At 70.4% G+C, this 22,819-nt stretch carries 19 protein-coding genes; 9 read left to right on the top strand and 10 right to left on the bottom strand.

The genetic code is table 11. From position 1 onward, the window contains the following. Nucleotides 1-35: 35 nt before the first annotated feature. Nucleotides 36-797, top strand: coding sequence for a metallophosphoesterase family protein (locus tag IEY63_RS17510; RefSeq protein WP_189070286.1), 762 nt, complete (start codon nucleotides 36-38; stop codon nucleotides 795-797). Nucleotides 798-814: 17 nt separating this feature from the next. Next, the gene (locus IEY63_RS17505; protein WP_229784787.1) at nucleotides 815-1,894 is read left to right on the top strand and encodes a hypothetical protein; all 1,080 of its coding nucleotides are present in this window, start codon (nucleotides 815-817) and stop codon (nucleotides 1,892-1,894) included. Between the two features lie 62 nt (nucleotides 1,895-1,956). On the opposite strand, the gene IEY63_RS17500 is transcribed toward IEY63_RS17505, so the two are convergent. From IEY63_RS17500 to IEY63_RS17480, 5 genes are all read right to left on the bottom strand, one after another. Then, nucleotides 1,957-2,640, bottom strand: coding sequence for a Bax inhibitor-1/YccA family protein (locus IEY63_RS17500; protein WP_189070285.1), 684 nt, complete (start codon nucleotides 2,638-2,640; stop codon nucleotides 1,957-1,959). A gap of 99 nt (nucleotides 2,641-2,739) precedes the next feature. Beyond that, on the bottom strand, nucleotides 2,740-5,568 hold the full coding sequence (treY, locus tag IEY63_RS17495) for a malto-oligosyltrehalose synthase (RefSeq protein WP_189070284.1): 2,829 nt from the start codon (nucleotides 5,566-5,568) through the stop codon (nucleotides 2,740-2,742). Continuing rightward, on the bottom strand, nucleotides 5,565-7,394 hold the full coding sequence (gene treZ / locus IEY63_RS17490; RefSeq protein ID WP_189070283.1) for a malto-oligosyltrehalose trehalohydrolase: 1,830 nt from the start codon (nucleotides 7,392-7,394) through the stop codon (nucleotides 5,565-5,567). Before treZ ends, treY begins: the two co-directional genes overlap by 4 nt. A gap of 264 nt (nucleotides 7,395-7,658) precedes the next feature. Beyond that, nucleotides 7,659-11,867 (bottom strand): ribonuclease R, encoded by a 4,209-nt coding sequence (rnr, locus tag IEY63_RS17485; RefSeq protein WP_189070282.1) that lies wholly within the window; start codon nucleotides 11,865-11,867, stop codon nucleotides 7,659-7,661. A 245-nt stretch (nucleotides 11,868-12,112) separates the two neighbouring features. Beyond that, nucleotides 12,113-12,880 (bottom strand): exodeoxyribonuclease III, encoded by a 768-nt coding sequence (locus tag IEY63_RS17480; RefSeq protein ID WP_189070281.1) that lies wholly within the window; start codon nucleotides 12,878-12,880, stop codon nucleotides 12,113-12,115. A 135-nt stretch (nucleotides 12,881-13,015) separates the two neighbouring features. Here IEY63_RS17480 and IEY63_RS17475 point away from each other — a divergent pair, with 135 nt between their 5' ends. Continuing rightward, entirely contained in the window at nucleotides 13,016-13,324 is a 309-nt protein-coding gene (locus IEY63_RS17475; protein WP_189070280.1) for a hypothetical protein, read from the top strand. Between the two features lie 54 nt (nucleotides 13,325-13,378). On the opposite strand, the gene IEY63_RS17470 is transcribed toward IEY63_RS17475, so the two are convergent. Further along, the gene (locus tag IEY63_RS17470; protein WP_189070279.1) at nucleotides 13,379-14,530 is read right to left on the bottom strand and encodes an aminotransferase class I/II-fold pyridoxal phosphate-dependent enzyme; all 1,152 of its coding nucleotides are present in this window, start codon (nucleotides 14,528-14,530) and stop codon (nucleotides 13,379-13,381) included. 92 nt (nucleotides 14,531-14,622) lie between these two features. Further along, nucleotides 14,623-15,027 carry a hypothetical protein gene (locus IEY63_RS17465; protein ID WP_189070278.1) on the bottom strand — a complete coding sequence of 135 codons (405 nt, stop codon included), beginning with the start codon at nucleotides 15,025-15,027 and terminating at the stop codon, nucleotides 14,623-14,625. A 149-nt stretch (nucleotides 15,028-15,176) separates the two neighbouring features. Between IEY63_RS17465 and IEY63_RS17460 the strand changes: the two genes are divergently transcribed. From IEY63_RS17460 to trpD, 6 genes are all read left to right on the top strand, one after another. Next, nucleotides 15,177-15,719, top strand: a complete 543-nt coding sequence (locus tag IEY63_RS17460) for a DUF2721 domain-containing protein (protein ID WP_189070277.1) — start codon at nucleotides 15,177-15,179, stop codon at nucleotides 15,717-15,719. 115 nt (nucleotides 15,720-15,834) lie between these two features. Continuing rightward, nucleotides 15,835-17,508, top strand: a complete 1,674-nt coding sequence (locus tag IEY63_RS17455) for a hypothetical protein (protein WP_189070276.1) — start codon at nucleotides 15,835-15,837, stop codon at nucleotides 17,506-17,508. Between the two features lie 24 nt (nucleotides 17,509-17,532). Then, nucleotides 17,533-17,817 carry a DUF1905 domain-containing protein gene (locus tag IEY63_RS17450; RefSeq protein ID WP_189070275.1) on the top strand — a complete coding sequence of 95 codons (285 nt, stop codon included), beginning with the start codon at nucleotides 17,533-17,535 and terminating at the stop codon, nucleotides 17,815-17,817. 211 nt (nucleotides 17,818-18,028) lie between these two features. After that, a complete protein-coding gene (gene trpE, locus IEY63_RS17445; RefSeq protein WP_189070274.1) occupies nucleotides 18,029-19,453 on the top strand; it encodes an anthranilate synthase component I in 1,425 nt (474 codons plus the stop codon). Between the two features lie 50 nt (nucleotides 19,454-19,503). Then, on the top strand, nucleotides 19,504-20,130 hold the full coding sequence (locus IEY63_RS17440; RefSeq protein WP_189070273.1) for an anthranilate synthase component II: 627 nt from the start codon (nucleotides 19,504-19,506) through the stop codon (nucleotides 20,128-20,130). Then, complete coding sequence (gene trpD / locus IEY63_RS17435; RefSeq protein WP_229784786.1) at nucleotides 20,130-21,131, top strand: anthranilate phosphoribosyltransferase; 1,002 nt, start codon at nucleotides 20,130-20,132, stop codon at nucleotides 21,129-21,131. The genes IEY63_RS17440 and trpD overlap by 1 nt, the downstream gene beginning before the upstream one ends. Before the next feature lie 104 nt (nucleotides 21,132-21,235). On the opposite strand, the gene rpsI is transcribed toward trpD, so the two are convergent. From rpsI to IEY63_RS17420, 3 genes are all read right to left on the bottom strand, one after another. Then, complete coding sequence (gene rpsI / locus IEY63_RS17430) at nucleotides 21,236-21,637, bottom strand: 30S ribosomal protein S9 (RefSeq protein ID WP_046843115.1); 402 nt, start codon at nucleotides 21,635-21,637, stop codon at nucleotides 21,236-21,238. Then, a complete protein-coding gene (gene rplM / locus IEY63_RS17425) occupies nucleotides 21,637-22,062 on the bottom strand; it encodes a 50S ribosomal protein L13 (RefSeq protein WP_189070272.1) in 426 nt (141 codons plus the stop codon). The genes rpsI and rplM overlap by 1 nt, the downstream gene beginning before the upstream one ends. A 166-nt stretch (nucleotides 22,063-22,228) precedes the next feature. Further along, the coding region (locus tag IEY63_RS17420) for an alpha/beta hydrolase (RefSeq protein WP_189070271.1) at nucleotides 22,229-22,819 on the bottom strand (591 nt) is incomplete at its 5' end.

Here is a 22,819-nt window from a genome sequence, read left to right as displayed (position 1 = left end):
CGCCTCACCCCGGCGGGACGGTACGCTGCGCAGTGATGAGGGTCGCGGTGATCAGTGACGTCCACGGAAATGCCTTCGCGCTCAGCGCCGTGCTCAGGGAAGTCCGCGCCGCCGCGCCGGACCTGATTGTGAACCTCGGCGATCAGGCCGAGGGCAGCGCCGACCCCGCCCGCGCGCTGGACCTCCAGGCGCAGCTGGCCGAGCAAGGCGCCGTGGAAGTCCGGGGCAACAACGAGGAGAAACTCTGGCCCGGCGGGCGGCGCTCGCCGCTGTCGCAGCAGTACGGCGCGTGGCTGGCGGCCCACACCGACCCCGCCCGGCTCGCGCGGGTGGCGGCGCTGCCCCTGACGGCGCGCGCGCTGGGCGGCGCGGTCCTCGCGTGCCACGGCACCCCGGACAGCGCCTGGCACAGCCTGCTGTGGGTGTGGGACCCCGCAGGCTACTACCGCGCCCGCGATCCCCGCAGTCTGCGCAGCGCGCTTGAACCGCTGGGGGTGGAGGTGGTGCTGTGCGGGCACACGCACCGCGCCGGCATGACCCGCGTGGGCGACACCCTCCTCGTGAATACCGGCTCGGTCAGTGATCAGGTGGACGGCGATCCCCGTGCCCGCTGGACGCTGCTGACCCGCGCGGGCCGCGACTGGCACGTGAGTTTCCAGGCCGCCGCGTACGACGTCGAGGCGGCCGTCACCTGGGCCTGCACGCACACGCCCTTCGGGAACGGCGAGGCGAAGCTGCTGCGCACCGGCACCATGGACGCCCGTGGAGACGGCGTGTGGGAGGGTCCGCAGGGCTGACGGTGTACGCTGCGCGCATGAAGTGGTTTCTCACGGCGGCGTGCATGCTTCTCTCCGCGGGCGCACAGGCGGCCAGCTGCGGCGCCGCGCCGGGCCTGCCGGACTGGGCGCGCGGCGGCACGTACCGCGGCACGCTGGGTTCTTTGCCCGTCGCCCTGAGCCTCGACCCGAAAGGGGAGTCCCTGTACTTCTACGAGGGCCGCAGCCTGGACCTGCTGCTCGAAGCGGGGCACGCGGGGAACCAGCTGGTGTTGCAGGAGAGCGTGCGCCGCACGCTGGGCAGCGACCCGGTCGTGACCGGCTGCTTTACCCTGATGCCCTCCGGGACCAGCCTGAAGGGCACCTGGCAGGCGCCCGGCGCGCAGGGCCCGCAGGAGGTGGTCCTGACCCCACTGGACGCCACGCGCCTGCCCCTTCGGCTGCCGCTGTCGCCGGGCCTGAGCGTCCTGCGGCGCGACCACCCCCTGACGTTCCTGAAACTGAACCGGCCCTGGGTGACGGCCGCAGACGGCCGCAGCGTCCGCGAGCCGTTGTCCGGCGTGCGCTACCCGCGCGTGCCCGGCGCCAGCGCCGCCCTGAACGCCGCCTTGCAGGACCGGCAGCTGCGGCACGCCGCGGACGCCCTGGACTGCCGCGCCACGCTGCCCGAGGACGCCCAGCGCGACCCGCAGGAGGGGTACAACGCGAACGTGCAGGTCACGCTGCTGAACGCGCGCCTCCTCAGCCTGCGCGAGGACGTGGACTACTACTGCGGCGGCGCGCACCCCGACAACTGGACGCAGGGTGTCATCCTGGACCGCGCCACGGGCCGCGCGGTGCCGCTGACCACGCTGTTCCCAAAACTCAGCGCCGCGCGGCAGAATACGCTGTACCTGAACGCCGCCAGGGGCGCCGTGGACGCCGAATGCCTGACCGTGCTGCGCGAGACGACGCTGGACTTCACGGCGCACCTGAGTGCGCAGGGCCTGAACCTCACCCCGTCCGGCCTGCCGCACGTCGTGGCGGCCTGCGCCGAAACTGTCACCCTGCCGTACGCCGCGCTGCGCGGGGACGCCAACCTGTCCAGCGCGTACGTCAGGACGCTGTACGTGAAGTAGACCTGCAGGGCAGGAAACGCCCCGACCGGAGCTCCGGTCGGGGCGCTGTCCTCAAAGGGCGTTCAGTCGCGGCTGCCACCGAACAGGCGCAGGATGAACAGGAACATGTTCACGAAGTCCAGGTACAGCGCCAGCGCGCCGTTGATGGCGGCCCGCTCGGCCATCTCCCCCTGCACGCCACTCAGCGCGAGGTTGCGCAGCATCTGCGTGTCGTAGGCAGTCAGGCCCGCGAAAAGCAGCACGCCCACCACGCTGATGATGAGCGTGAGCGGGCCGCTGGCGATGAACAGGTTCACGATCATCGCGACGAACAGGCCGATCAGGGCGAACATGAAGAAGCGGCCCATGGCGCTCAGGTCCCGCTTGATCACGAAGCCCGCCACGCTCATCAGCGCGAAGGTGCCTGCCGTGGAGACAAACGCGGCCGTCACCGCACTCTGCGAGTACACCAGCAGCAGCGCGGAGAAGGTCAGGCCGGTCAGCGCGGCGTACGCGATGAACAGCGCGCCCGCCACGGCGCTGTTCAGGCGCTGCGCGAACAGGCTCAGGACGAACACCAGCGCCAGCTGCGCCAGGATCAGCGGGAGGCGCAGCTGCATCACCTGCAGCATCAGGGCGTCATTGGTGGAGGTCAGGTAGGCGACCCCGGCGGTCAGCGCGAGGCCCGCCGCCATCCAGGAATAGGTGCGGGCCATGAACGTCCGCACGACATCAGCCGAACGGGCAGTGGTGGGGTAGGTCTGCATACACCCCAGAGTACGGGGTGCGGCGCGCGGAAGTTCCCGCAGGTGGTGAAGGCGCGTTCACCCCGGCGCGGCGGGGGCGGCTGGGGCAGGCCCCGCCGCCTAGTCGCGGCGCAGGAGCGCCAGCGGGAAGTCCTCCAGCACCTTCGCCAGCGGCGTCCTGCTACCCCGCGCGCGCAGCCGCTCCCCGGTCAGGAGGTTCGTGTACGTCCCGGCGGGCAGCGTCACCTGCCGCGTGCCCCACACCTCACCCGTCGCCCAGGGCGTGCGCTCCCGGGTGAGGGTGAACGTGAGGCGCGGCGCGACCGTCACCAGCCGCTCGTGGCCGCGCTGCCGCGCGAAGGCCAGCACGTGGCGCCCCCCGTCCAGCGGCTGGTACGTTCCTTCCCTGAGCAGCTCCGGGTGCGCGGCGCGGGCCGCCAGGGCCGCGCGGGTCACCAGGACCTTCACGCTGCCGTCCTCGAAGGAGTCCAGCAGCCGCCGGGCCAGGGCCAGGCTGCCCTCGCCACGTTCCAGGCGGCCCAGCGTCCGGTTCAGCGCCGCGTACTCCACGGGCCGGCGGTTGTCGGGGTCCACGAGGCTCTGATTCCAGCTCTCGCTGCCCTGGTACGTGTCCGGCACGCCGGGCGCGGTCAGGCGGACCAGCGCGGCACTCAGGCCACTCTGCGCGCCGTGCGGACTGATCCGCGCGTGCAGTTCCCCCAGGGACGTCAGGAAGTCCCCGTTGGACAGCAGGCCACGCACCAAGGTCTCCAGCGCCGCCTCGTACTCCTCGTCCGGGGCCGCCCAGCTGGTCCGCAGTTTCGCCTCCCGGGCCGCCTTGAGCATGTACGCGCTCAGGCGGTCCGCGAAACCGTCCAGCTTCCCGCTCAGCGGGTACGCGCCCAGCGCGTTCTGCAGCAGCACGTACGCGTCCAGGGGGGTGGGCGCGCGGCCCAGATCCGTCTCTGTTTCCAGGCTGCGGATCATGGGGGACCAGCGGCTCAGGTACGCTGACCACGCCTGCGGCAGTTCGGACAGCACGCTGATGCGCGCGCGGGTATCCTCGCCGCGCTTGGTGTCGTGCGTGCTGCCCGCCAGCATCGCGCGCGGCCAGCGCGAGGCGCGCGCCTGTGTGGCCGCGTGGAAGGTCGCCAGCGGCGTGCCGAACAGCGCCGGATCACCACCCACCTCGTTCAGGGTCAGCAGCCGCGCGTACCGGTAGAAGGCCGTGTCCTCCGCGCCCTTCGCCGTGACCGGCCCGGTCAGCTGCTGGAACTTCAGGGCGAACTCCGCGTACGCCGCTCTTGTCGCCGCGTCCGGCGCGTTCAGGGTCAGCACCGCGTGCAGGTAGTCAAAGGCGCTGGGGTCCACCGGCAGGCCGTCCTCGCGGTTATGGGCCTTGGCGTCCCGCACGGCGCGCGCGATCTTCGCGTCGTCACCCGGCTCGCGCGCGCCGTCCTCCCGGACGTACGTGCGGTACACGGGGAAGGTCGCGATCACCTCGCGGATCGCGGCGCGCATGGTGCTCAGCGTGAAGTCCCGCGCGTTCAGGTCCGATTCCGCCAGGCGCTCCAGATGCTCGGCCAGGACGTTCACCTCGCCGGGCAGGCTGACCCGCTGGATCAGTTGCTTGCCGCGGTACAGGTGCTCCCCGTACGAGCGGCGGTCCCCGGTGAAGCGGCGGTACACGGCGCTTAGTTCCTCCTCGTTCGTGCGGTCCACGAACACGCCGTTCAGCTGCGCCAGGAAGTCGTAGCCGGTCGTGCCGTGAATCGCCCACGCCTCGGGCAGCGTCTCACCGGGCTCCAGAATCTTCTCGGCCACCACGTACAGGGGCAGCCCGCCGCCCAGGTCGCGGCCCAGCGCCTGCGCCGCGCCCTCCTGAAGGGCCTGGAAGTACCCGGCCGGGTCGAACAGCCCGTCCGTGTGATCCAGCCGCACGCCCTGCACCAGCCCCTGGCGCAGCAGGTCGAACAGCGTCGCGTGCGCCCACTGGAACACCCGGGGGTCTTCCATGCGCAGCGCCGCGAGGTCGTTGATGTCGAAAAATCGCCGGTAGTTGATCTCCTCGGCCGCGACCTTCCAGAACGCCAGGCGGTAGTTCTGCTCGCCGATCACGGCGTCCAGGCGGACGGGGTCGGCGTTCACGGCGTCCAGCGTGGCGTCCAGCGCCGCGCGAACGGGCCCCGAGTCCTCCAGCAGCGCGCTCAGGCGGCGGGTCATGACCTGCACCTCCTGCGCGCGGATCACGCGGTCCGTGTCGGTCAGGTCGGCGGAGGTGCTGCGCGGCAGCGTGTCCACCGACCGGCGGATGCTGGCCAGTTCGCCCTGCGTGACCGTGTCGGTCCCGGCGGGCAGCGAGGCCGCCGTCCAGACCAGCAGCTGCGCCACGCTGCGCGGGGACAGCGGCAGCTGCCGCTCCCAGTAGCGCAGCGTGAAGGCGCCGCCCACGCGCTCCAGGCGCAGCTCGCCGCGCTCCAGCACCCGGCCGTACTGGTCGCCCAGCACGGGCAGCAGCACCTTGCCGTCCAGCGCCCGCTTGAGCGGATGCCACGAGATGTCAAAGAAATGCGCGTAGCGGCTGGCCTGCCCGTGCTGGAGGACGTCCTCCCAGTACGGGTTGTGCCCGCCCTGGATGCCCATGTGGTTCGGCACGAAATCCACGATGAGTCCCAGCCCCAGTTCCCGCGCCCGAGTGGATAGCCGTTTCAGGCCGCTCAGGCCGCCCAGTTCCGGATTCACCTGCGCGTGATCCGTCACGTCGTACCCGTGCGTGCTGCCTGGCGTGCTCGTCCAGATGGGGGAGAGGTAGACGTCGGTCACGCCCAGCCGCGCCAGGTACGGCAGCGCCCGCCGCGCCGCGGCGAAATCGAAGTCCCGGTGCAGCTGGAGGCGGTACGTGGCGCCCGGCAGGTGCGTCTGAGGGCCAGCCGGAGGGGCGCCGCTCACGCCTCCACCGGCCCGGCCAGCAGCGCCGCCTCACCGGGGCGCAGGGTCAGGTCGTCCAGCGGGCTGGGCGCGTTCAGCTCACCTTCCGAGTGCATCAGCACCTGCGGCGGCAGCGGGAACGGCAGCGCCAGCAGGGCCGGCGTCAGCGGCGTGTGCGTCAGGTTCCACAGCAGGGTACGTACGCCCTGCGGCGTCTCCCAGCGGACCCACAGCGCCTCCCCGGCCCCCGAGTCCACGGCGCCCGCGCGGAGGAAGCGGCGCGACCGCTCGCGCAGCACCGGATCCTCCCGGCGCAGGCGCAGCAGGTGGCGGTACAGCGCCAGCGTCCGGCCGTGCTCACCCTGCTCGCGCTCGGCCCAGTTCAGCCTGGCGCTCTCGAAGGTGCCCGCCGCCTGCGGGTCGGGTACGTTCAGCGTGCTGAAACCCGAGAAGTAGGCGAATTCCCGCTGCCGGCCCTCCGTGACCATCTGCCCCAGCTCGCCCGCATGGTCACTGAAGAACGGGAAGGGCGTGCTGGCCGCCCACTCCTGCCCCTGGAACAGCAGCGGCGTCATGGGCAGCGACAGCAGCAGGGTGCTGGCGCCCCGGTACTCGGCCAGCGTCACCGACTCGAAATGATGCAGGCGGTCGCCCAGCGCGCGGTTCCCCACCTGATCATGATTCTGGATGCAGTACACGAAACTTGGCGCTTCGAGATCCGTGGCGGGCTTGCCGCGGTTGTGTTCCTCGCCGGTCACGTTCCAGAACTGCCCCTCGTACTTCCAGCCCCGGTTGATCACCTGCGCCAGTTCCCGCGCGCCGCCCCGGAAGCCGCCGTAGTACCCCTCCTGCTCCTCGGTCAGGGTCACGCGCACCTCGTGGTGGAAGTCATCCACCCAGATGCCGTCCAGGCCGGTCTCCGTGACCAGTTCCGGGAGGTTGCGGTGATCCTCGGCCAGCAGGATGTGCCCGCTGCCCAGCGCGTGCGTCTCGCGCGCCAGTTCACGCAGGATGTGCTCCTCGCTGTCGTCCTGCATGCTGGCGGTCGCGTCCAGGCGCAGGCCGTCAAAGCGGTAGTCCTGGAGCCACATGCGCGCGTTGCCCGTGATATAGCGGCGCATGTGCGGCTCGGCGTAATCGAGGCCCTGTCCCCACGCCGTGTGGAAGCGGTCCGTGAAGTACGACGGACTGTAGCTCGTTAGGTAATTCCCGTCCGGCCCGAAGTGGTTGTACACGACGTCCAGGAACACGGACAGGCCCAGGCTGTGCGCGGCGTCCACGAACGCCATCAGGTCCTCCGGGCGGCCGTACGGCGCGAACGGCGCGAACATCGCCACCCCGTCGTACCCCCAGCCGCGCTCACCCGGGAACGCCGCGACCGGCATCATCTGGATCGCCGTGACGCCCAGCTCCACCAGCTGGGGCAGGCGCTCCATCGCCGCGCGGTACGTGCCCTCGGGCGTGAACGTCCCCACGTGCAGCTCGTAGAACACGCACTCCGCCAGCGGACGGCCCGTCCAGTCCGGGTGCTGCCACGTGAAGTCCGTGAAATTCACGACCTCCGCGTCCCCGTGCACCCCGTGCGGCATGAAGCGCGCGTACGGGTCGGGCAGCGTCTGGCCGTCCAGTTCGAAGCGGTAGCGGGCGCCCGCTCCGAACGGCAGCACCGCCTCGAAATATCCGCCCGGCTGGGGTTCCATCTTGAACACTTCTCCATTGACACACACGCACATCTGCTGCGCGCGGGTACTCCAGGCCCGGAAACGCGTTTCCTGCCCACCCGGCAGCAACTGCGCCCCCAGGCGGGAGCGCTGACGGGAATTCCCGGGCTGTTCCGAACTGGTCATGCATCCTCCCTTTCCAGGCCGCGCCCACAGGCACGGCAGTCCTGACCAGCGTAGTCGCCCCGGGCGCTGCGTCCGATGAAAGGAACCCTAAGGGTTCCCCTCCTTACCCACACCGTCGCGGGCAGTTCTCCTGGCCATCCGTTAAGGCGACCCCGCAACGGCACAGCCGCAGAGCCCCACGCAGCGCGGGCGCGTGGGCATGAGAAAGCCATAAAGGAGGCGGGCTGATCTTCACAGGAAGACCAGCCCGCCCACGCCACTCACTCAGCTCTGAGGGGCGTTTCCGCCACCACGGCGGCCCCGGCGGCGGCGACGGCGCTTGGCGTCGTCCCCGGCCACGTCCGCAGCGGGCGCCGCCGCGGGCTGCACCTGAGGCTGCGCGGGCGCCGTCTCACGCGGGCGGGTCTGCCCCTGCTGACGGCCGTTCACGCGCTGCACCGCGCCCCGGTCATTCCCGCCGCGCGTGAAGCCCCGCCCGCGCTCCCCGCCGCTGCGCTCGCGCATGGGGGGACGCCCGCCGCGCCCGCCACCCTGACCGTCCTCGGGCGGCATGTTCTCCAGCGTCCAGTCGCCGAAGTACATGCGCTGCACCGTGATGTTCACCGGGCGCAGGTGCTCGTTGCGGGGGCGTTCCAGCGTGATCACGCGCCGGGAGCGGCCCATGCTGACCCCGCCGAAGGTGCGGCCCTGACCACTGCGGCCCTCACCGCGCGTCTCGCCACGGCCCTCACTGCGGCCCTCGCGCGGCGCCTGCCCCTGGCCGCGCCCGCGCCCGCCACGCCCACCCGCCGAGGGGGACAGCGTGGGGCGACTGGCGTCCTCCAGCGTGAACTTCTTCGGTTCGCTCACGGGCAGGCTCTGCAACTTCTCGCGTTTCTCCTGCTCGCGGTCCTCGCGGCGGCGGGCACGGGGTTTGACGGGTGAATCCATATCGGTCTCCTGATGAAGGTTGCCCGGACGGTACTCCGGGTCGGTCGGGTCGGCCAGCGTGAAATCCGTCTGGCGCGCCAGCGGGTTCACGGCCTGAATGGTCACGTCCACCGGGTCACCCAGGCGGTACGACCGCCCGCGGCTGCGGCCACGCAGGATCTGCGCGTCCTCGATGAACACGTAGTAATCGTCGTCCAGGTTGGAGATGTGCAGCTTGCCTTCCACGCCGTTGTCCAGCGCCACGAACAGCCCGCTGGCCACCACGCCGGACACCGTGCCGGGGAACGACTCCCCGAGGTGCTCCTGCGCCCACTTCGCCTGGTAGTACTTCGTGAGGTCCCGCTCCGCTTCCGTCGCGGCGCGCTCGCGCTCACTGGTGTGCTCGCCCATGCCGGGCAGGCGAGCCTGAAGCTGCGCCACCGCGCGGCCCCCGGCCTTCAGTTCGCCGCCCAGCATGCCCTTGAGCACGCGGTGCACCAGCAGGTCCGGGTAGCGGCGGATCGGCGAGGTGAAGTGCAGGTACTCGTCGAACGCCAGCCCGAAGTGCCCCAGGTTCTCCCCGGCGTACTTCGCCTGCTGCATGGAGCGCAGCAGCAGCGTGTTCACGACACTCTCGCGCGGCGTGCCGCGCACCTGCTTCAGCACTGCCTGGTACGCCTGCGGGGTGGGTTCCCCGCCGGGGAAGGCCAGGCCCAGGCGACCGATGGCGTTTGTGACGTCCTGGAAGCGCTGGAGGGTGGGTTCCTCGTGAATGCGGAACAGGGCGGGGATCTCGCGCTGGATCAGCTCGTGCGCGACGACCTTGTTCGCCAGCAGCATCAGGTCCTCGATCATGCCGCGCGCCGTCTCCTCGCGGATCGGGATGAGTTCCATGCGCCCGTCGGGGCCCACGTCCACCTTCACCTCGCGCAGCTTGAAATCCAGCGAACCCTCACGCAGCCGCTTCTGACGCAGCTTCGTGGTGATCTTCAGCAGCAGGTGCAGGTCGCCTTCCAGCTGGCGGGCGTGTTCAGGCAGCGTGGCGGTCGCCTCGCTGTACGCCTGCACCTCGTCGTACGTCAGGCGGGCCTTGCTGTTGATCACGCTGGGCGCCAGCTGCACCTTCAGGATCTCGCCCTCGGCACTCAGTTCCACCAGCGCCGTCATGGTCAGGCGGTCCTCGTACGGCACCAGGCTGCACACGCCGTTGCTGAGGTGCTCGGGCAGCATGGGCAGCACCCGGCCCGGCAGGTACACGCTGGTCGCCCGCGCGTACGCCTCCTCGTCCAGCGGCGAGCCCTCCTGCACGTAGTGGCTCACGTCCGCGATGTGCACGCCCACCACGAAGGTGCCCTCAGGCGTCGGCTGGATGTGAATCGCGTCGTCGAAGTCCTTCGCGTCCCGGCCGTCCACCGTGAAGATGTTGAAGCCGCGCAGGTCCAGGCGGCCCACCAGCGCCTCGGCGGGAATCTGAGTGGGAATCGCGTTCGCCTGCTCCAGCACGTCATCCGGGAAATCGCCGCGCAGGCCGAACTTCACGATCACGGCCTCCGTCTCGGTCACGGGGTCGTCCTGCTCGCCCAGCACGCGCGACACCTGACCGAACACCTCGTCTTCGCCGGTGTGCTCGGGCCAGAACAGTTCGGTCACCACGCGCGCTCCGGCCTTCAGGCCCTCCAGGCCGTCCGGAAGCACCAGAATGCGGTGCCGGGCGCGGTGATCGTCCGGTTTCAGGATCGGGTGCCCATGATGGAATTCCAGGGTGCCCACCAGCTGCCGGTAGGCGCGCTGAACGATCCGCACCACGCTCGCGCGCGGGTTGCCGTCGCCCCGCTGTCCACGGCGTGACCCGCCGCGGCCCCGGTCGTCGCGGCTGTCCCCGCGGCCCTCCTGGCGCACCAGCACGATGTCGCCGTTCCAGGCTTCCAGCGTCTGCTCCGCCGGAATGTAGTAGTCCTCGCCGCCACTGTCGGGAATCACGAAGCCGAAGCCGGCCGCTGACGCCTGGAAACGCCCGCGAATGAGGCTCATCGCCTCGGGCAGACCGTACGTCTTCTTGCGGGTGCGGATGACCTCACCGGCCTCGACCAGCGTGTCCAGCAGGTCGGTCAGTTCACGCCAGCCGCCCAGGCGGTTCATGGTCTGCCGCGTGAACGTCCGCTCTAGGTCGCGCACGTGCACCGGGCGGCCCAGCCTGCGCAGCTGCGCCACCACGATGTCCCGCAGCGGATTGGTATCCGGGAGCGCCTCGTCGGCCTCCGGTTCAGCGGCGTTCACCTCGGCTGCCGGGTCGGGCTGGCCCGCGAGTTCATCCACGACCGGCGTCGGCTGGTCTACCGGTGCTGGGGTCGTGTCCTTGGTCTTCCGGCGGCCGCCCCGGCGAACCTTGGGCTCGGCCACGACGGGCTGAGGCGCGGCCGCATGGACGTCAGGCTGAGCGGCCGGCTCAGGGTGCGTCACCGGGTCGGTCTCGATGGCCTCCACTCCACTGAGCACCGTCTCCAGCGGCTCAGCGGGCAGGGCGTTCTTCCGGCGGCCCCGCTTGCGCGGCACCTCCAGAATCACCGGCTCAGCGTCCACGGCGGCCGTCACGTCAGGCTGAGGCTGGGCCTCGGGCGCCGCCTCGCTGGCCGGGCTGTCCTGGATGCGCGCCGCCTTGGGCGGACGGCCCCGGCGCGCGGGCTTCACGGCAGGTTCGGGGGCGTTCATCTGAGGCTCCACCTCAGGGGTCTGCGCGTCCGGTTCGGCCTGGACCGCTGACTGCACCTCCGCTTCAGGGAGGGGTGCGTCGGTCTGCGCGCGACCGCGTCCGGCCTTCCGTTTGGGCATGGTCGCGGGCTGGGCCACTTCAGGTTCAGTCACGGGTGTGCTGACATCCTCGGATGACGGCGTGGCCGTGGCAGGCGCCTCTGCGGCCTGCTGAGCCGCCCCGCGGCCGGGCCTCCCACGCCTGGGCGCGGGCTGGTCACTTGCCGGAACCTCAGTGGTCTGCGCGGCGGTGGTCGGGATGACCTCAGGCTGAGGTGCAGCCAGTTCAGCGGGCCGCGGCCGACCCTTCTGGCCACGGACCGGGCGTACCCCATCCACTGCGGGCGTAGCCTGAGCCTCAGGCTCTGGAGTCACGTCGGGTTTCGCCTTGGGCGGGCGGCCCCGGCGGGCGGGCGTTCTGGGGGCCGGCTCGGTGGAGGCCGGTGCCGCCGGTTCGACAGGCGCGGCCTCAGCGGGCGTGGCGTCGGCCTGGGGGGCCGCCTTGCGCGCGCCGCGTTTCAGGGCCGGTTGCACGGGCGCCGCGACCAGCTGCTCCGTCGTCTGTTCGGGGGCGGCCGTCACCTCGGTCAGGCTCGGAAGGTCCGCTGCTGGCTCAGTGTCGGTGGTCGGGGCTTTCTTCGCGCGGGGCGCGGTTTTCCTGGCGGGTGCCGTGGCGGCCGCCTTGGCCGCGCGGGCGGCCTTAGGTTCAGTCTGGGCGGCCTTGTTCGCGCCGCGCTTGGATGGGGTCGTCTTGGTGATGTCGGTGCCGGTCCTCTCGGTGCCGGGCACCGCTTCCGTCTTCTTCGTTTTCGGCATGTACGTTCCTGGTCACTCAGGACGCGCCCGTGGGGGTTAACTCGTGTGAGACGCGCTTCTCAGGCTTGTGGCGCTGGCGTGCGCGCGACCCGCCCACGGGCAGCAGGTGTTCGCTATCCTCGGGTTGCGCCCTCCGTCCAGCGTCAGTCAGCAGCCGCTGAACGGTGAGAGGACGGGGGCGCTGTCCTGAACCCGGCAGCCCGCTCAGCATATCACGCACCTTCCAGGCTCATCTGACGCGAACTTTACGCTTCCCTGTGGATCAGGCCGCTCAGGGGCGCGTGATCACTCAGCCGCGCGTCCCGGTCCACGCTCACGCCCTGCACGGCCACGCCCGACGCGAGCAGGTAGTCAATGCGCCAGCCGACGTTGTTCGCGTAGGCGCCCCCACGGTTACTCCACCATGTGTATTCCGCTGCCTCCCCCAGGCAGGCGCGGTGCGTGTCGGTCAGGCCGCAGGCGAGGTGCGCCGTCATCCACTCGCGCTCGTGCGGGAGAAAGCCGCTGTTCTTCTGATTCGAGCGCCAGTTCTTCAGGTCCACCTGCTGGTGCGCGATGTTGTAATCCCCGCCGATCACCACCGGGAGGCCCTCGGCCAGCAGCGTGGCCGTCCAGTCCTGAAAGTCGCCCAGCACGCGGTCCTTGAAGCCCTGCCGTTCAGGGCCGCTGCTGCCACTCGGCAGGTACACGCTCACGAACCGCACGCCACCCACGACGGCGCTCAGCACGCGGCCCTCGGCGTCCATCTCTGCGTGCGGCATGCCCACACGCACGTCCGTCACGGGCTGACGGGACAGGACGGCCACGCCGCTGTACCCGGCCTTCTGCGCCGGGAACCACGCCCCCGCGTACCCCAGGTCCGCCAGGGCGTCCGGCATCGGATCAGCGCGGACTTCCTGAAGGAGCAGCACGTCCGGCTGCTCGCGCGCCGCCCAGTCGCGCAGGCCCTTGCGCAGCGCGCTGCGCAGCCCGTTCACATTCAGCGTGGTGACCTTCAGAGGCACGTCCGTCATCACCGCCCACCCTAGCGCGCCCGGCCGGTGCAGGCAGCAGCGGCGGTACCGCTTCCACGCCCTGCTGCACACATGAAGAACCGTTCGGCGAAGTCTGCACGCAGTTCACGGGCGGTCTGTTACGCTGAACCCACCATGGTCGAGATCAAGTTCCGCAATGAAACCGACGGTCAGGAATTCCAGATGACCCACCCCAAGGCCGCGCGCGTCCTGTCGGACATCCAGACCTGGGCGCAGCACAACGCCTTCGAGCACGTGGTCTTCTGGCGTGATCCCGAAGATCAGCACAAACTCTGGGTGCAGCTCGGGGATGACCGGCTGAACTACTGGATTCACGACAGCACCTTCACCGAAGGGAAGCACGAGACCGTCGAGATGCAGATGGACTACGCCCGTGGCGCCCAGCGCCGCAGCGCCGCCGGTTACGACAAGTTCGACAAGTAAAGGCGCCGCAGGAGGCGGGGCGCGAGCGGTGACCTCGCGCCCCGCCTCCTGCCTTCAGGCGGTCGGGACGGTGCCCAGCTGCCGCGCGGCTCCCCGGAGCACCTCAGGCGGCTGCACCAGCGCAAAGCGCACGAACCCCTCCCCGCCCGCCCCGAACGCCGCGCCGGGACTGACCGCCACGCCCGTCGTCTCCGCGGCGCGCACCGCGAACGCCACGCTGTCCGTCACGCCAGGCACGCGCGCCCAGGCGTACATGCTCGCCTGCGGGAGCGCCACCTCCCAGCCCAGCGCCCGCAGCGCCGGGACCAGCGCGTCCCGCCGCTGCTCGAACACGGCCGCGCCCACCCGGCCCACCTCATCCGGCAGCGACAGGGCGTGCGCCGCCGCCCGCTGAATGCCCAGGTAGGCGTGAAAGTCGATGGCACCCTTCACCCGCGAGAGCGCCGCCAGCGCCCCGGCGTCCCCAGCCGCGAACCCCACGCGGAAGCCGCCCATGTGGTGCGTCTTGCTCAGCGAGTGCAGTTCCACCACGCCGTCCACCCCCGCCTCCAGCGCACTCGGCGCGCGGTACGCCCCGAACGTCAGTTCCGCGTACGGATGATCATGAACCAGGAGCGTGCCCCGCGCGCCGCACCACGCCGCCGCCCGCCAGAAGAACGCCGCGTCCGCCACCGCCGACGTCGGATTATTCGGGTAGTTCAGCAGCAGCACACGCGGCCGCACCCCCTCCGGCACGGCGTCCAGATCCGGCAGGAACCCCGCCTCCGGGCGCAGGGGCACGGTCACCACCTTCAGGCCCGCTACCGCTGCCGCGCCCAGGTACGGCGGGTAACATGGATCCGGCAGCAGCAGCGTATCCCCCGGGTCCGTCACCGCCAGCAGCAGATGCGCCAGCCCCTCCTGAGCGCCAATCAGCGGCAGAACCTCCCGCTGCGGGTCCAGCTGCACCCCGAAGCGCCGCGCCAGGTACCCGGCCGCCGCCTCCCGCAGGGGCGCGGTATCACTGAACAGCGGGTACCGGTACGTCTCCGCATCGCGGGTCGCTGCGCGCAGCACCTCCAGCACCGGCTCCGGGGGCGGCAGGTCACTGCTCCCGATACTCAGGTCAATGATGTCCAGCCCCGCCGCCCGCGCCCGCCCCTTGGCGGCGTCCATCAGCGCGAACACGCTTCCCGGCACCGCCGCCGCCCGCTGAGATCCCCACATGCCAAGCAGCCTAGAGCATCCGCGTGCCCCACCCACACGGGCAGAGGCGTGCCCACCTCCGCAGAGGTGGGCACGCCCCAGACCAGCAGCGCTTACTCGCTGGTGGCGGCGCCGTACACGGGAATTTCCACGGTGGCCAGCGTGGTGCTGCCGGAATTCACGTTGATCTGCGCGACGCTGTTCACGAACGAATCGGTGCTGTCACGGCTGACCGACACGTACAGCAGCGCGTTGTCCCCGCGGGTCGAGACGCCCTCCAGTGTCACGTACGTTCCATCCGGCAGGCCGCTCACGGCGAGGCTCAGGTCGCTGGGCACGCTGCCGCCCAGGGCGTTCAGGGGCACCTCGATGGCCATCCAGTTGGACTCGGTGTACAGGCCCTCGAACTGCCCGCCGTTCCCGTCCGTGGCGTACACGCTCATGGGGCTGGCAGCGAAGGCGGTGGCGGTGGTGGCGAGGCTCAGGGCAGCAGCGACAGTCAGCAGCAGTTTCTTCATGATGATTCTCCTTGTGATCCGGGTGCGGCCCGCTCGGCCCCTTCCCTTCTCCTGACACGCAGCATGACGGTGCCCCGTGCAGGCCCTGCGCAGGGAATGTGCAGATTTATCGAAGGCGTCCTGGTGAGCTTTTAGCGTAGCTTCATGGCATGGCCGACGCGAACTTGCAGGTCCTGACCGCCATGATCACCCCGGCCGTACTGATCAGCGGCGCCGGCACCCTGCTCATGAGCACCAGCAGCCGCCTGGGCCGCGTCACGGACCGCGTGCGGCAGCTCACGGCCCGCTTCAAGGTGCTCGTGACCGAGGACGGCCGCGCCGAACCGCTCGCCCGCGACGAGAAACGCATGATCGTCAAGCAACTCCCGCGTCTGGCGCGGCGCAGCCGCATCATCGTGCAGGCCATGACCGCCCTGTACCTCGCGGTGGCCCTGCTCGTCCTGACCAGCATCCTGATTGGCGGCAGCGCCCTGCTCGCCCAGCAGGCGGGGCCCCTCCCGGTCCTGCTGGCCATCGCGGGCGCCGCCTCACTCGCGTACGGGGCGCTCCTCCTGAGTTTCGAGACACGCCTGAGCGCCCGCACCACCAAGGAGGAGATGCAGTTCCTGGTGAACCTCGGCGACCACTACGCGGGCCTGTACGACGAGGCGCTCATCCAGAACGTCCGCGAACGCGTCGAGGAGACAGGCTGACCGCGCACCATCAGGGCGCGCCGCCCCCATCAGGCGGGCAGGTTCAGGGGCGCCCGACGGGGGGTTTGAGGCATCTGCGGCAGGGCTGGGCAGCGCTGGAGGATACGCTGCCTCTATGTCCGTCCCCGCCAGGATCACCCTGCGCCGCCTGAGTACCGCGCTGCCGCTCACCCTGCTGCTCGCCTGCTCCCCGGCGCCACATGCGCCGCCCACCCCCGAGGCCTCCAGGGGCCCCGTGTACGCCCTGGATCTTCAGGTCAGCGGCGCCCAGGTGGCTCAGGCGAGCCTGCATACCCTCCCCGCAGGGACCCCCGGTCTCTCCTCACAGGCGCTGGAAACCACGCCCGGTGACGTGCAACTGGGCGCACAATCGGTCAGCAGTGTCACGTTCGTCAGCCGGCGCGGCGCGCAGGACATCCGGCACGTGAACACCACCTTCATGGTCACGAACCCCACGGGTGAACCCATCACGAACCTGGTCCTGCTGCCCGTCGCCCTGACCGACACGGACGGCGACCCGAGCAACAACGCCACCGCGCCCACCCTGGCTGGCACGCCGTTTCGCAGCGTCCGGCTGTACGGCGGGCAGGACGCCGCCACGCAGGCCCCGAACCTGCGCGTCACCCGCGCGCAGGACCTCGACCTCCAGACCGGCGTGACTCGCCCGCACCCGCAGGGCACGCCCTTCCTGACGGACCTCGACCTGCGCGGCTTGCAGGTCACCCCACCCGCCGGCCTGAGCGTCACCCCGCAGAGTGGCGGCTGGCTGGTGCCCGGCACCCTAGCCCCAGGCGCCAGCGTGCCCGTGACCTTCGCCGTGGACTTCCCGGTGGACCGCCAGCACCCCGAGACGCAGGTGTTCAGCTTCAGCCTGCTGTTCACGTCCGCGCAGGACCGAACGGGCAGCGAGGTGGGCGGCCCCACCGACCCGGCGCGGGTGGTCGGAACCCTGCATCACCCCCTGCTGGGTCAGGGCGCACGGGTCGAGGAGCAGTACCTGGATTACGACCGCATCGAATGGGTCACCGCGCAGAACGTTCCCCTCGCGGCAGATGGGCAGGTGGCTTTCACGCTGAGCACCCCGCCCGCCGGGGCGCTCAGCAGCCTGTTCGAATGCTCGGACTTCGTCGGGGACCGTTCGCAGCCGGACGCGCTGGCCGTCCAGGCGAACCTGCAGGTGATCGGCACGCAGGGCGACCCGCTGGGCCGGGCCCTCACTACCAGCCTGACCCCGGCCGGCCTGACTCGCCTGTACGTTGACCGGGACATCCGCGTGCAGGGCCGCTGTGACGACCTAGCAGCTGGCGGCACGATCACGTACCAGGACCAGCTGGACCTAAAACGCGGCTGGAATCTCATCCAGCAGCAGGGCCGCAGCACGGATACGGGCTACATCATCCAGCGCACGTCCATCCCGACTGGCATCTGGTCACGCCTGACCTTCCAGCTCGGCAGCCCCCGGGTGAGCGTGGCCGCGCCGCAGGAGGGCAGCAGCATCCACCTCCCCCCGGGGCAATCCGCCACCGTCCCATTCGACCTGCGCCAGGGCGGGGGGATCAGCGGCCCGATCACGCTGGGAGTGGACGTGCCGGGCGTGACGGTCAGTCCGTCCACGCTGACCCTGCCCAGCCTGACCACACAGAACCTCGGGGCACAGGCCCTGCAGACCACCCTGACCTTCCACGCCGACGCGACCCTGTCCCCCGACTGGCAGCCTCTGAATCTGACCATCCGAAAGGACGGCCAGATCATCGGCCGGAGTCTGTTCATCCTGAACGATACGCCCTGACCCGCCAGCCGCTACGCTGCCCGTATGCCCCTGACTTTCACGGCTGAGCTGTTCCACTGGCGTGGCCCCGCCCCGCATTACTTCCTGCGGGTACCGGAGGAACTGGTCCCTGACCTGAAGGACGCGGCGCGCTTCGTGACGTACGGGTGGGGCATGATTCCCTGCGAGGCGGTGGTGGGGGAGACCCGGTTTCGCACCTCGATCTTCCCGAAGGATGGCGGGTACCTGCTGCCGGTGAAGGTCGCGGTGCGCCGCGCCGAAGCGCTGGAGGAGGGGCAGACGGTGCCGGTGACCGTCACGCCCGGGTGACCCGTCCAGCTGAGCGGTGACCTGTCTACACACGCCCCCTGTCCCTGCGGGACGCGCGCTATGCTGCCACGCATGACCGTGTACAGTGCGTGGTGGTGGCCCAGTCTCGCCTGGGTCTGATCACGCTTGTCGCCCCGACACTGCACAGACGCGCCCAGGTGGAATTCCCACCCGGGCGTTTTTTTGTTCCCCCTTCACCCTCAGGAGACCCATGACGCATCCGAATCCGCGCTCCCCTCTGGCCGTCGCCGTGCAGGAACTCAACGCCGACCTCGACACGCCCGTCACCGCGTACCTGAAAGTCGCGCAGGGCGAGACCGTCACCTTCCTGCTCGAGAGCGTGGAGGCCGGGGAGAAACTGGGCCGCTACTCGTTCATTGGCGTGGGTGAGCAGGGCCGCTTCGAGGCGCGTGGCGCGCACGTGACGAGCAGTGGCACCTTCGGCGACTTCGACGGGCAGGAGGCCGACCCCCTGGCGCGGCTGTACCACGCGACCGTCCGCCCCACGTCCGTCCCGGACGGGTTGCCCGCGCTGATCGGCGGCGCGATCGGGTACGCCGCATACGACCTGATCCGCAACTACGAGCGGCTGCCCGACGCGAACCCCGACGAACTGAACGTCCCGGACGCGTGTTTCATCGCGCCGCGCGGCATGGTCATCTTCGACCACCTCAAGCACCGCCTGATCACCGTCGCCACCGCCGACACCCAGGCAGCCGCGCAGGAAGAGGTGCAGCGCCTCACCCAGCGGCTGCGCGGGCCACTGCCGGCCGTGCCGGGCCGCACGCCCACCACGCCGCCCGAGTTCACCAGCAACTTCACCCCGGACACCTTCCAGGCCGCCGTCAGGGACGCGCTGGAGTACATCCGCGCCGGGGACATCTTCCAGGTGGTGCCCAGCCAGCGCTTCAGCGCTGACCTGGGCGACCTGCACCCCTTCGCGCTGTACCGCGCGCTTCGCCGCGTGAACCCCAGCCCGTACCTCGGGTACCTGCAACTCGGGCCGGTCACGCTGGTCGCCAGCAGTCCCGAGAGCCTCCTCGCCAGCGACGGTCACCTGGTCACTACTCGCCCCATCGCGGGCACCCGCCCGCGCGGCGCCACGCCCGAGCACGATCAGGCCCTCGCGGACGAACTCCTCGCGGACGAGAAGGAACGCGCCGAGCACCTCATGCTCGTGGACCTGGGCCGCAACGACGTGGGCCGGGTCAGTGAGTACGGGAGCGTCCGCGTGCACGACGCCTTCACCATCGAACGCTACAGCCACGTCATGCACATCGTCTCCAGCGTCACCGCCACCCTGCGGGAGGACCAGACGCCCCTGCACGCGCTGGCCAGCGTGCAACCTATGGGCACCGTCAGCGGCGCGCCCAAGATCCGGGCCATGCAGATCATCGACAAAATCGAACCCGTCCGGCGCGGCCCGTACGGTGGCAGTTTCGGGTACATCGCCCTGAACGGCAGCATGGACATGGCCCTGACCCTGCGCACCATGGTCATCACGAATGGCCGCGTGCACATCCAGGCGGGTGCGGGCGTCGTCGCCGACAGCGACCCCGCCAGCGAGGAACAGGAAACCCGCAACAAGGCCGCCGCCCTCATGCGCGCCGTCGAACTCGCCGCAGGGGGGCTGTGATGGCCGTCACGCCGCCCGGACCGACCGTCACCCCCCCAGGAGATTCACCGATGACCCAGGCCACCGCCCCCCTCCGCCTCCTGCTGATCGACAACTACGATTCGTTCACGTTCAATCTGGTGCAGTACTTCGGGGCACTGGGCGCGGAACTGACGGTGTGGCGCAACGACGCGTTCACGCTGGATGACGTGCGGGCCCTGAATCCAGACGCGATCGTGGTGTCGCCGGGGCCGTGTACGCCCACCGAGGCGGGGCAGAGTGTCGCTGTGATCCGCGCGCTGGGGTCCAGCGTGCCGGTGCTGGGCGTGTGCCTGGGTCACCAGAGCATCGGGGAGGCGTTCGGAGCGCAGGTGGGCCGCGCGCTCCTGCCGGTGCACGGCAAGACCAGCCCGGTGCGGCACGACGGCTCGGGCCTGTTCGCGGGCCTGCGGGACGGCGTGACGGTCACGCGGTACCACTCGCTGGTGGTGCGGGACCTGCCGCCGGAGTTGGTGGCGACCGCGTGGACGACCGATCCGGGCGAGGAGGTCGTGATGGCGCTGCGCCACCGGGAGTTCCCGGTGTTCGGGGTGCAGTTCCACCCGGAGAGCATTGCCACGGAGGACGGACTGGAGATGCTGCGGAACTTCCTGGCCGAGGTGCAGGCATTCCGCGCGCGGCAGGAGGCAACGAAGTGATGCACGCGAGGTTGATGAACGGGGAGCGGCTGTCGCAGGCGGAGGCGGCGACCTTCATGCGCGAGGTCATGGAGGGCGAACTGAGCGGCGTGCGGCTCGCGGCGGCGCTGGCGGCCCTGCGGGTGCGCGGCGAGACGCCCGAGGAGATCGCGGGCTTCGCGCAGGCCATGCGCGAGCACGCGGTGCGCGTGAACGTGCAGCCGCGCGAGGTCCTGCTGGACGTGGTGGGCACCGGTGGGGACGGCGCGCACACCTTCAATATCAGCACCACGACGGCGTTCGTGGTGGCCGGTGCGGGCGTGCCGGTCGCGAAGCACGGCAACCGCGCCGCGAGCAGCCGCGCCGGGAGCGCCGACGTGCTCGAAGCCCTGGGCGTGAATCTGGACGCCACGCCGGACGTCGTCGCGGACGCCGTGAACACCCTGGGCATCGGGTTCATGTTCGCCCGCAACTACCACCCGGCGCTGCGGCACGCCGCGCCCGTCCGCTCGGAACTGGCGGCCCGCACCGTGTTCAACATCCTGGGGCCGCTCAGCAACCCGGCGGGCGCCACGCACCTCGTCGTGGGCGTGTTCAAACCGGAACTGACCCGCACCCTGGCGGAGGTGCTGCGCCTGCTGGGCGCGCGCGGCGCGACCGTCGTGAACGGCAGCGGCCTGGACGAGTTCACCGTCAGCGGCGTGAACACCGTCTCCGGCCTGCGCGACGGTGAGATCATCGACCGCACCATTCACCCCGAGGAAGCCGGCGTGAGCGTCCACCCGCGCGAGGCGATCGTGGGCGGCAGCCCCGCCGAGAACGCCGAGATCACCCGCGCGCTCCTCACCGGCGGTGGCACCCCGGCCCAGCGGGACATCGTGGCCCTGAACGCCGGGGCGGCCCTGCGCACTGCGGGCCGCGCCGCGAGCATCCGCGAGGGCGTCGAACAGGCCCGCAGCGTCATGCACGGCGGGCAGGGCTGGGACATCCTGCAACGCTACGCCGCGCACACGCGGCGTTGATGGAAGACAGTTGATGGTTGATAGAGGAGAGCAATCCATCCTCTATCAACCATCAACAAAAAAGCCCCCGCATCCGAAGGTGCGGGGAGCTTTTTTCGCGTGGATCAGCGCTTGCTGAACTGGGGAGCGCGGCGGGCCTTCTTGAGGCCGTACTTCTTGCGCTCGACTTCGCGGGGGTCGCGGGTCAGCAGGCCCTTGGGCTTGAGCTGCGCGCGGAAGTCGGGGTTCACTTTCAGCAGGGCGCGGGAGATGCCCAGCTTGATCGCGTCGGCCTGGCCGGTGGGGCCGCCGCCGACGACCGTGATCACGGCGTCGTAACGGCCGGCGGTGCCGGTTTCACGGAAGGCCTGCAGGGCGTGCACGGCGCGCAGGAGACCACGGAAGTAGGTCTGGAATTCCTTGCCGTTCACGATGATCTTGCCTTCGCCAGGGCGGAGGAACACGCGGGCGACGGCGCTCTTGCGGCGGCCGGTGCCGTAGAACTGTTCGGGTTGCTGAATCGCCATTATTTGACCTCGAGCGTCTGGGGTTTCTGAGCGGCGTGGGGGTGCGCCTCACCGGCGTACACCTTCAGGCGGCTGTGCATGGCGCGGCCCTGGCGGCCCTTGGGCAGCATGCCGAACACGGCGTGCTCAATGACGCGCTCGGGGTGCTTCTTGAGCGCCTCGCGGGCGGTTTCCGTCTTCAGGCCGCCCTGGTAGCCGGTGTAGCGGGTGTAGACCTTGCCGTCCAGCTTGTTGCCGGTCAGGGCGACCTGGGCGGCGTTCAGGACGACCACGAAGTCACCCTGGATCATGTTGGGGGTGAAGTCGGGGCGGTGCTTGCCACGGATGCGGCTGGCGATCAGCGTCGCGAGGCGGCCGAGGGGCACGTTCGTGGCGTCCACGACGACCCAGTTCTGCTCGTCATTTTTGGGGATGTAGGTTTTCACCGTGAAACTCCGAAGTTAGGGGATTTGGCTGCGACACGGTCCAGGCCGACGGGGGAGAGGGCTGCTGGCGTGTCCGGGTGCCTCCCGGTCATCTCGGCCCTACCAAGCGCGAGACACTAAAGGCAAGGGTACCAGATCAGGGGCAGTCGGGGCAAGTCATGCGGACCTACAGGCCGGTCAGCAGGAAGCGCAGCGCGGCGGGCAGCCGGGCCGCCCAGGCGCTCTCGTGGTGCGGGGCGGCCGGGTCGGCCTGGAAGCGCAGCCTCTCGCCCAGGCCCCGGGCACTCAGGGTGTCCGCGAAGGCGTGGGCCTCGTCCCAGTAGGCACGCATCCGGTCGGGGAATTCCGGGCTTTCCCGCCCGCCGATGTCCACCCACACGCGCCCGGCTGGAAGGTGTGCCTCCTGCGCCTGCCGCAGCGAGAACCCACCGTTCGTCCAGAAGGCGGGGCTCATGATGCCGGCGTGCCCGAACACGTCGGGCCGGGTCAGCCAGGCGTGCAGGCTGATCACACCGCCCATGCTGGAGCCGATCAAGACCGTGTCGTCCGCGCTGGGCCGCGTGAGGAACGCGGCGTCCACAGCAGGTTTCACCGTGCCAGCCAGGAACGCCACGTAGGCGTCCGCGCCGCCCCCGCCGCCCTGCGGGTAGTCGGTGTTCTCGACCGGGCTGTACTCGTGGAAGCGGCGGTCCGGTAGTGCTCCAGTTTTGACTTCAAGCGGCGTTACGAGCGTTCGCCGATGAGGTGAGTGTAGACC

This window comes from Deinococcus radiotolerans, assembly GCF_014647435.1.
GTDB classification, from domain to species: domain Bacteria; phylum Deinococcota; class Deinococci; order Deinococcales; family Deinococcaceae; genus Deinococcus; species Deinococcus radiotolerans.
The sequence above is the reverse complement of the archived record's forward strand: the minus strand, read 5'-3'. Positions and strand labels throughout refer to the sequence as shown.

Excerpts from the sequence above, each read along its gene's own strand:
- IEY63_RS17465 (WP_189070278.1), bottom strand. The coding sequence starts at position 15,027 with ATGAAGAAACTGCTGCTGACTGTCGCTGCTGCCCTGAGCCTCGCCACC.
- IEY63_RS17455 (WP_189070276.1), top strand. The coding sequence starts at position 15,835 with ATGTCCGTCCCCGCCAGGATCACCCTGCGCCGCCTGAGTACCGCGCTG.
- treZ (WP_189070283.1), bottom strand. The coding sequence starts at position 7,394 with ATGACCAGTTCGGAACAGCCCGGGAATTCCCGTCAGCGCTCCCGCCTG.
- IEY63_RS17475 (WP_189070280.1), top strand. The coding sequence starts at position 13,016 with ATGGTCGAGATCAAGTTCCGCAATGAAACCGACGGTCAGGAATTCCAG.
- IEY63_RS17505 (WP_229784787.1), top strand. The coding sequence starts at position 815 with ATGAAGTGGTTTCTCACGGCGGCGTGCATGCTTCTCTCCGCGGGCGCA.
- rnr (WP_189070282.1), bottom strand. The coding sequence starts at position 11,867 with ATGCCGAAAACGAAGAAGACGGAAGCGGTGCCCGGCACCGAGAGGACC.
- trpD (WP_229784786.1), top strand. The coding sequence starts at position 20,130 with ATGCACGCGAGGTTGATGAACGGGGAGCGGCTGTCGCAGGCGGAGGCG.
- IEY63_RS17470 (WP_189070279.1), bottom strand. The coding sequence starts at position 14,530 with ATGTGGGGATCTCAGCGGGCGGCGGCGGTGCCGGGAAGCGTGTTCGCG.
- IEY63_RS17500 (WP_189070285.1), bottom strand. The coding sequence starts at position 2,640 with ATGCAGACCTACCCCACCACTGCCCGTTCGGCTGATGTCGTGCGGACG.
- trpE (WP_189070274.1), top strand. The coding sequence starts at position 18,029 with ATGACGCATCCGAATCCGCGCTCCCCTCTGGCCGTCGCCGTGCAGGAA.
- IEY63_RS17440 (WP_189070273.1), top strand. The coding sequence starts at position 19,504 with ATGACCCAGGCCACCGCCCCCCTCCGCCTCCTGCTGATCGACAACTAC.
- IEY63_RS17460 (WP_189070277.1), top strand. The coding sequence starts at position 15,177 with ATGGCCGACGCGAACTTGCAGGTCCTGACCGCCATGATCACCCCGGCC.
- IEY63_RS17510 (WP_189070286.1), top strand. The coding sequence starts at position 36 with ATGAGGGTCGCGGTGATCAGTGACGTCCACGGAAATGCCTTCGCGCTC.
- IEY63_RS17480 (WP_189070281.1), bottom strand. The coding sequence starts at position 12,880 with ATGACGGACGTGCCTCTGAAGGTCACCACGCTGAATGTGAACGGGCTG.
- IEY63_RS17450 (WP_189070275.1), top strand. The coding sequence starts at position 17,533 with ATGCCCCTGACTTTCACGGCTGAGCTGTTCCACTGGCGTGGCCCCGCC.
- rpsI (WP_046843115.1), bottom strand. The coding sequence starts at position 21,637 with ATGGCGATTCAGCAACCCGAACAGTTCTACGGCACCGGCCGCCGCAAG.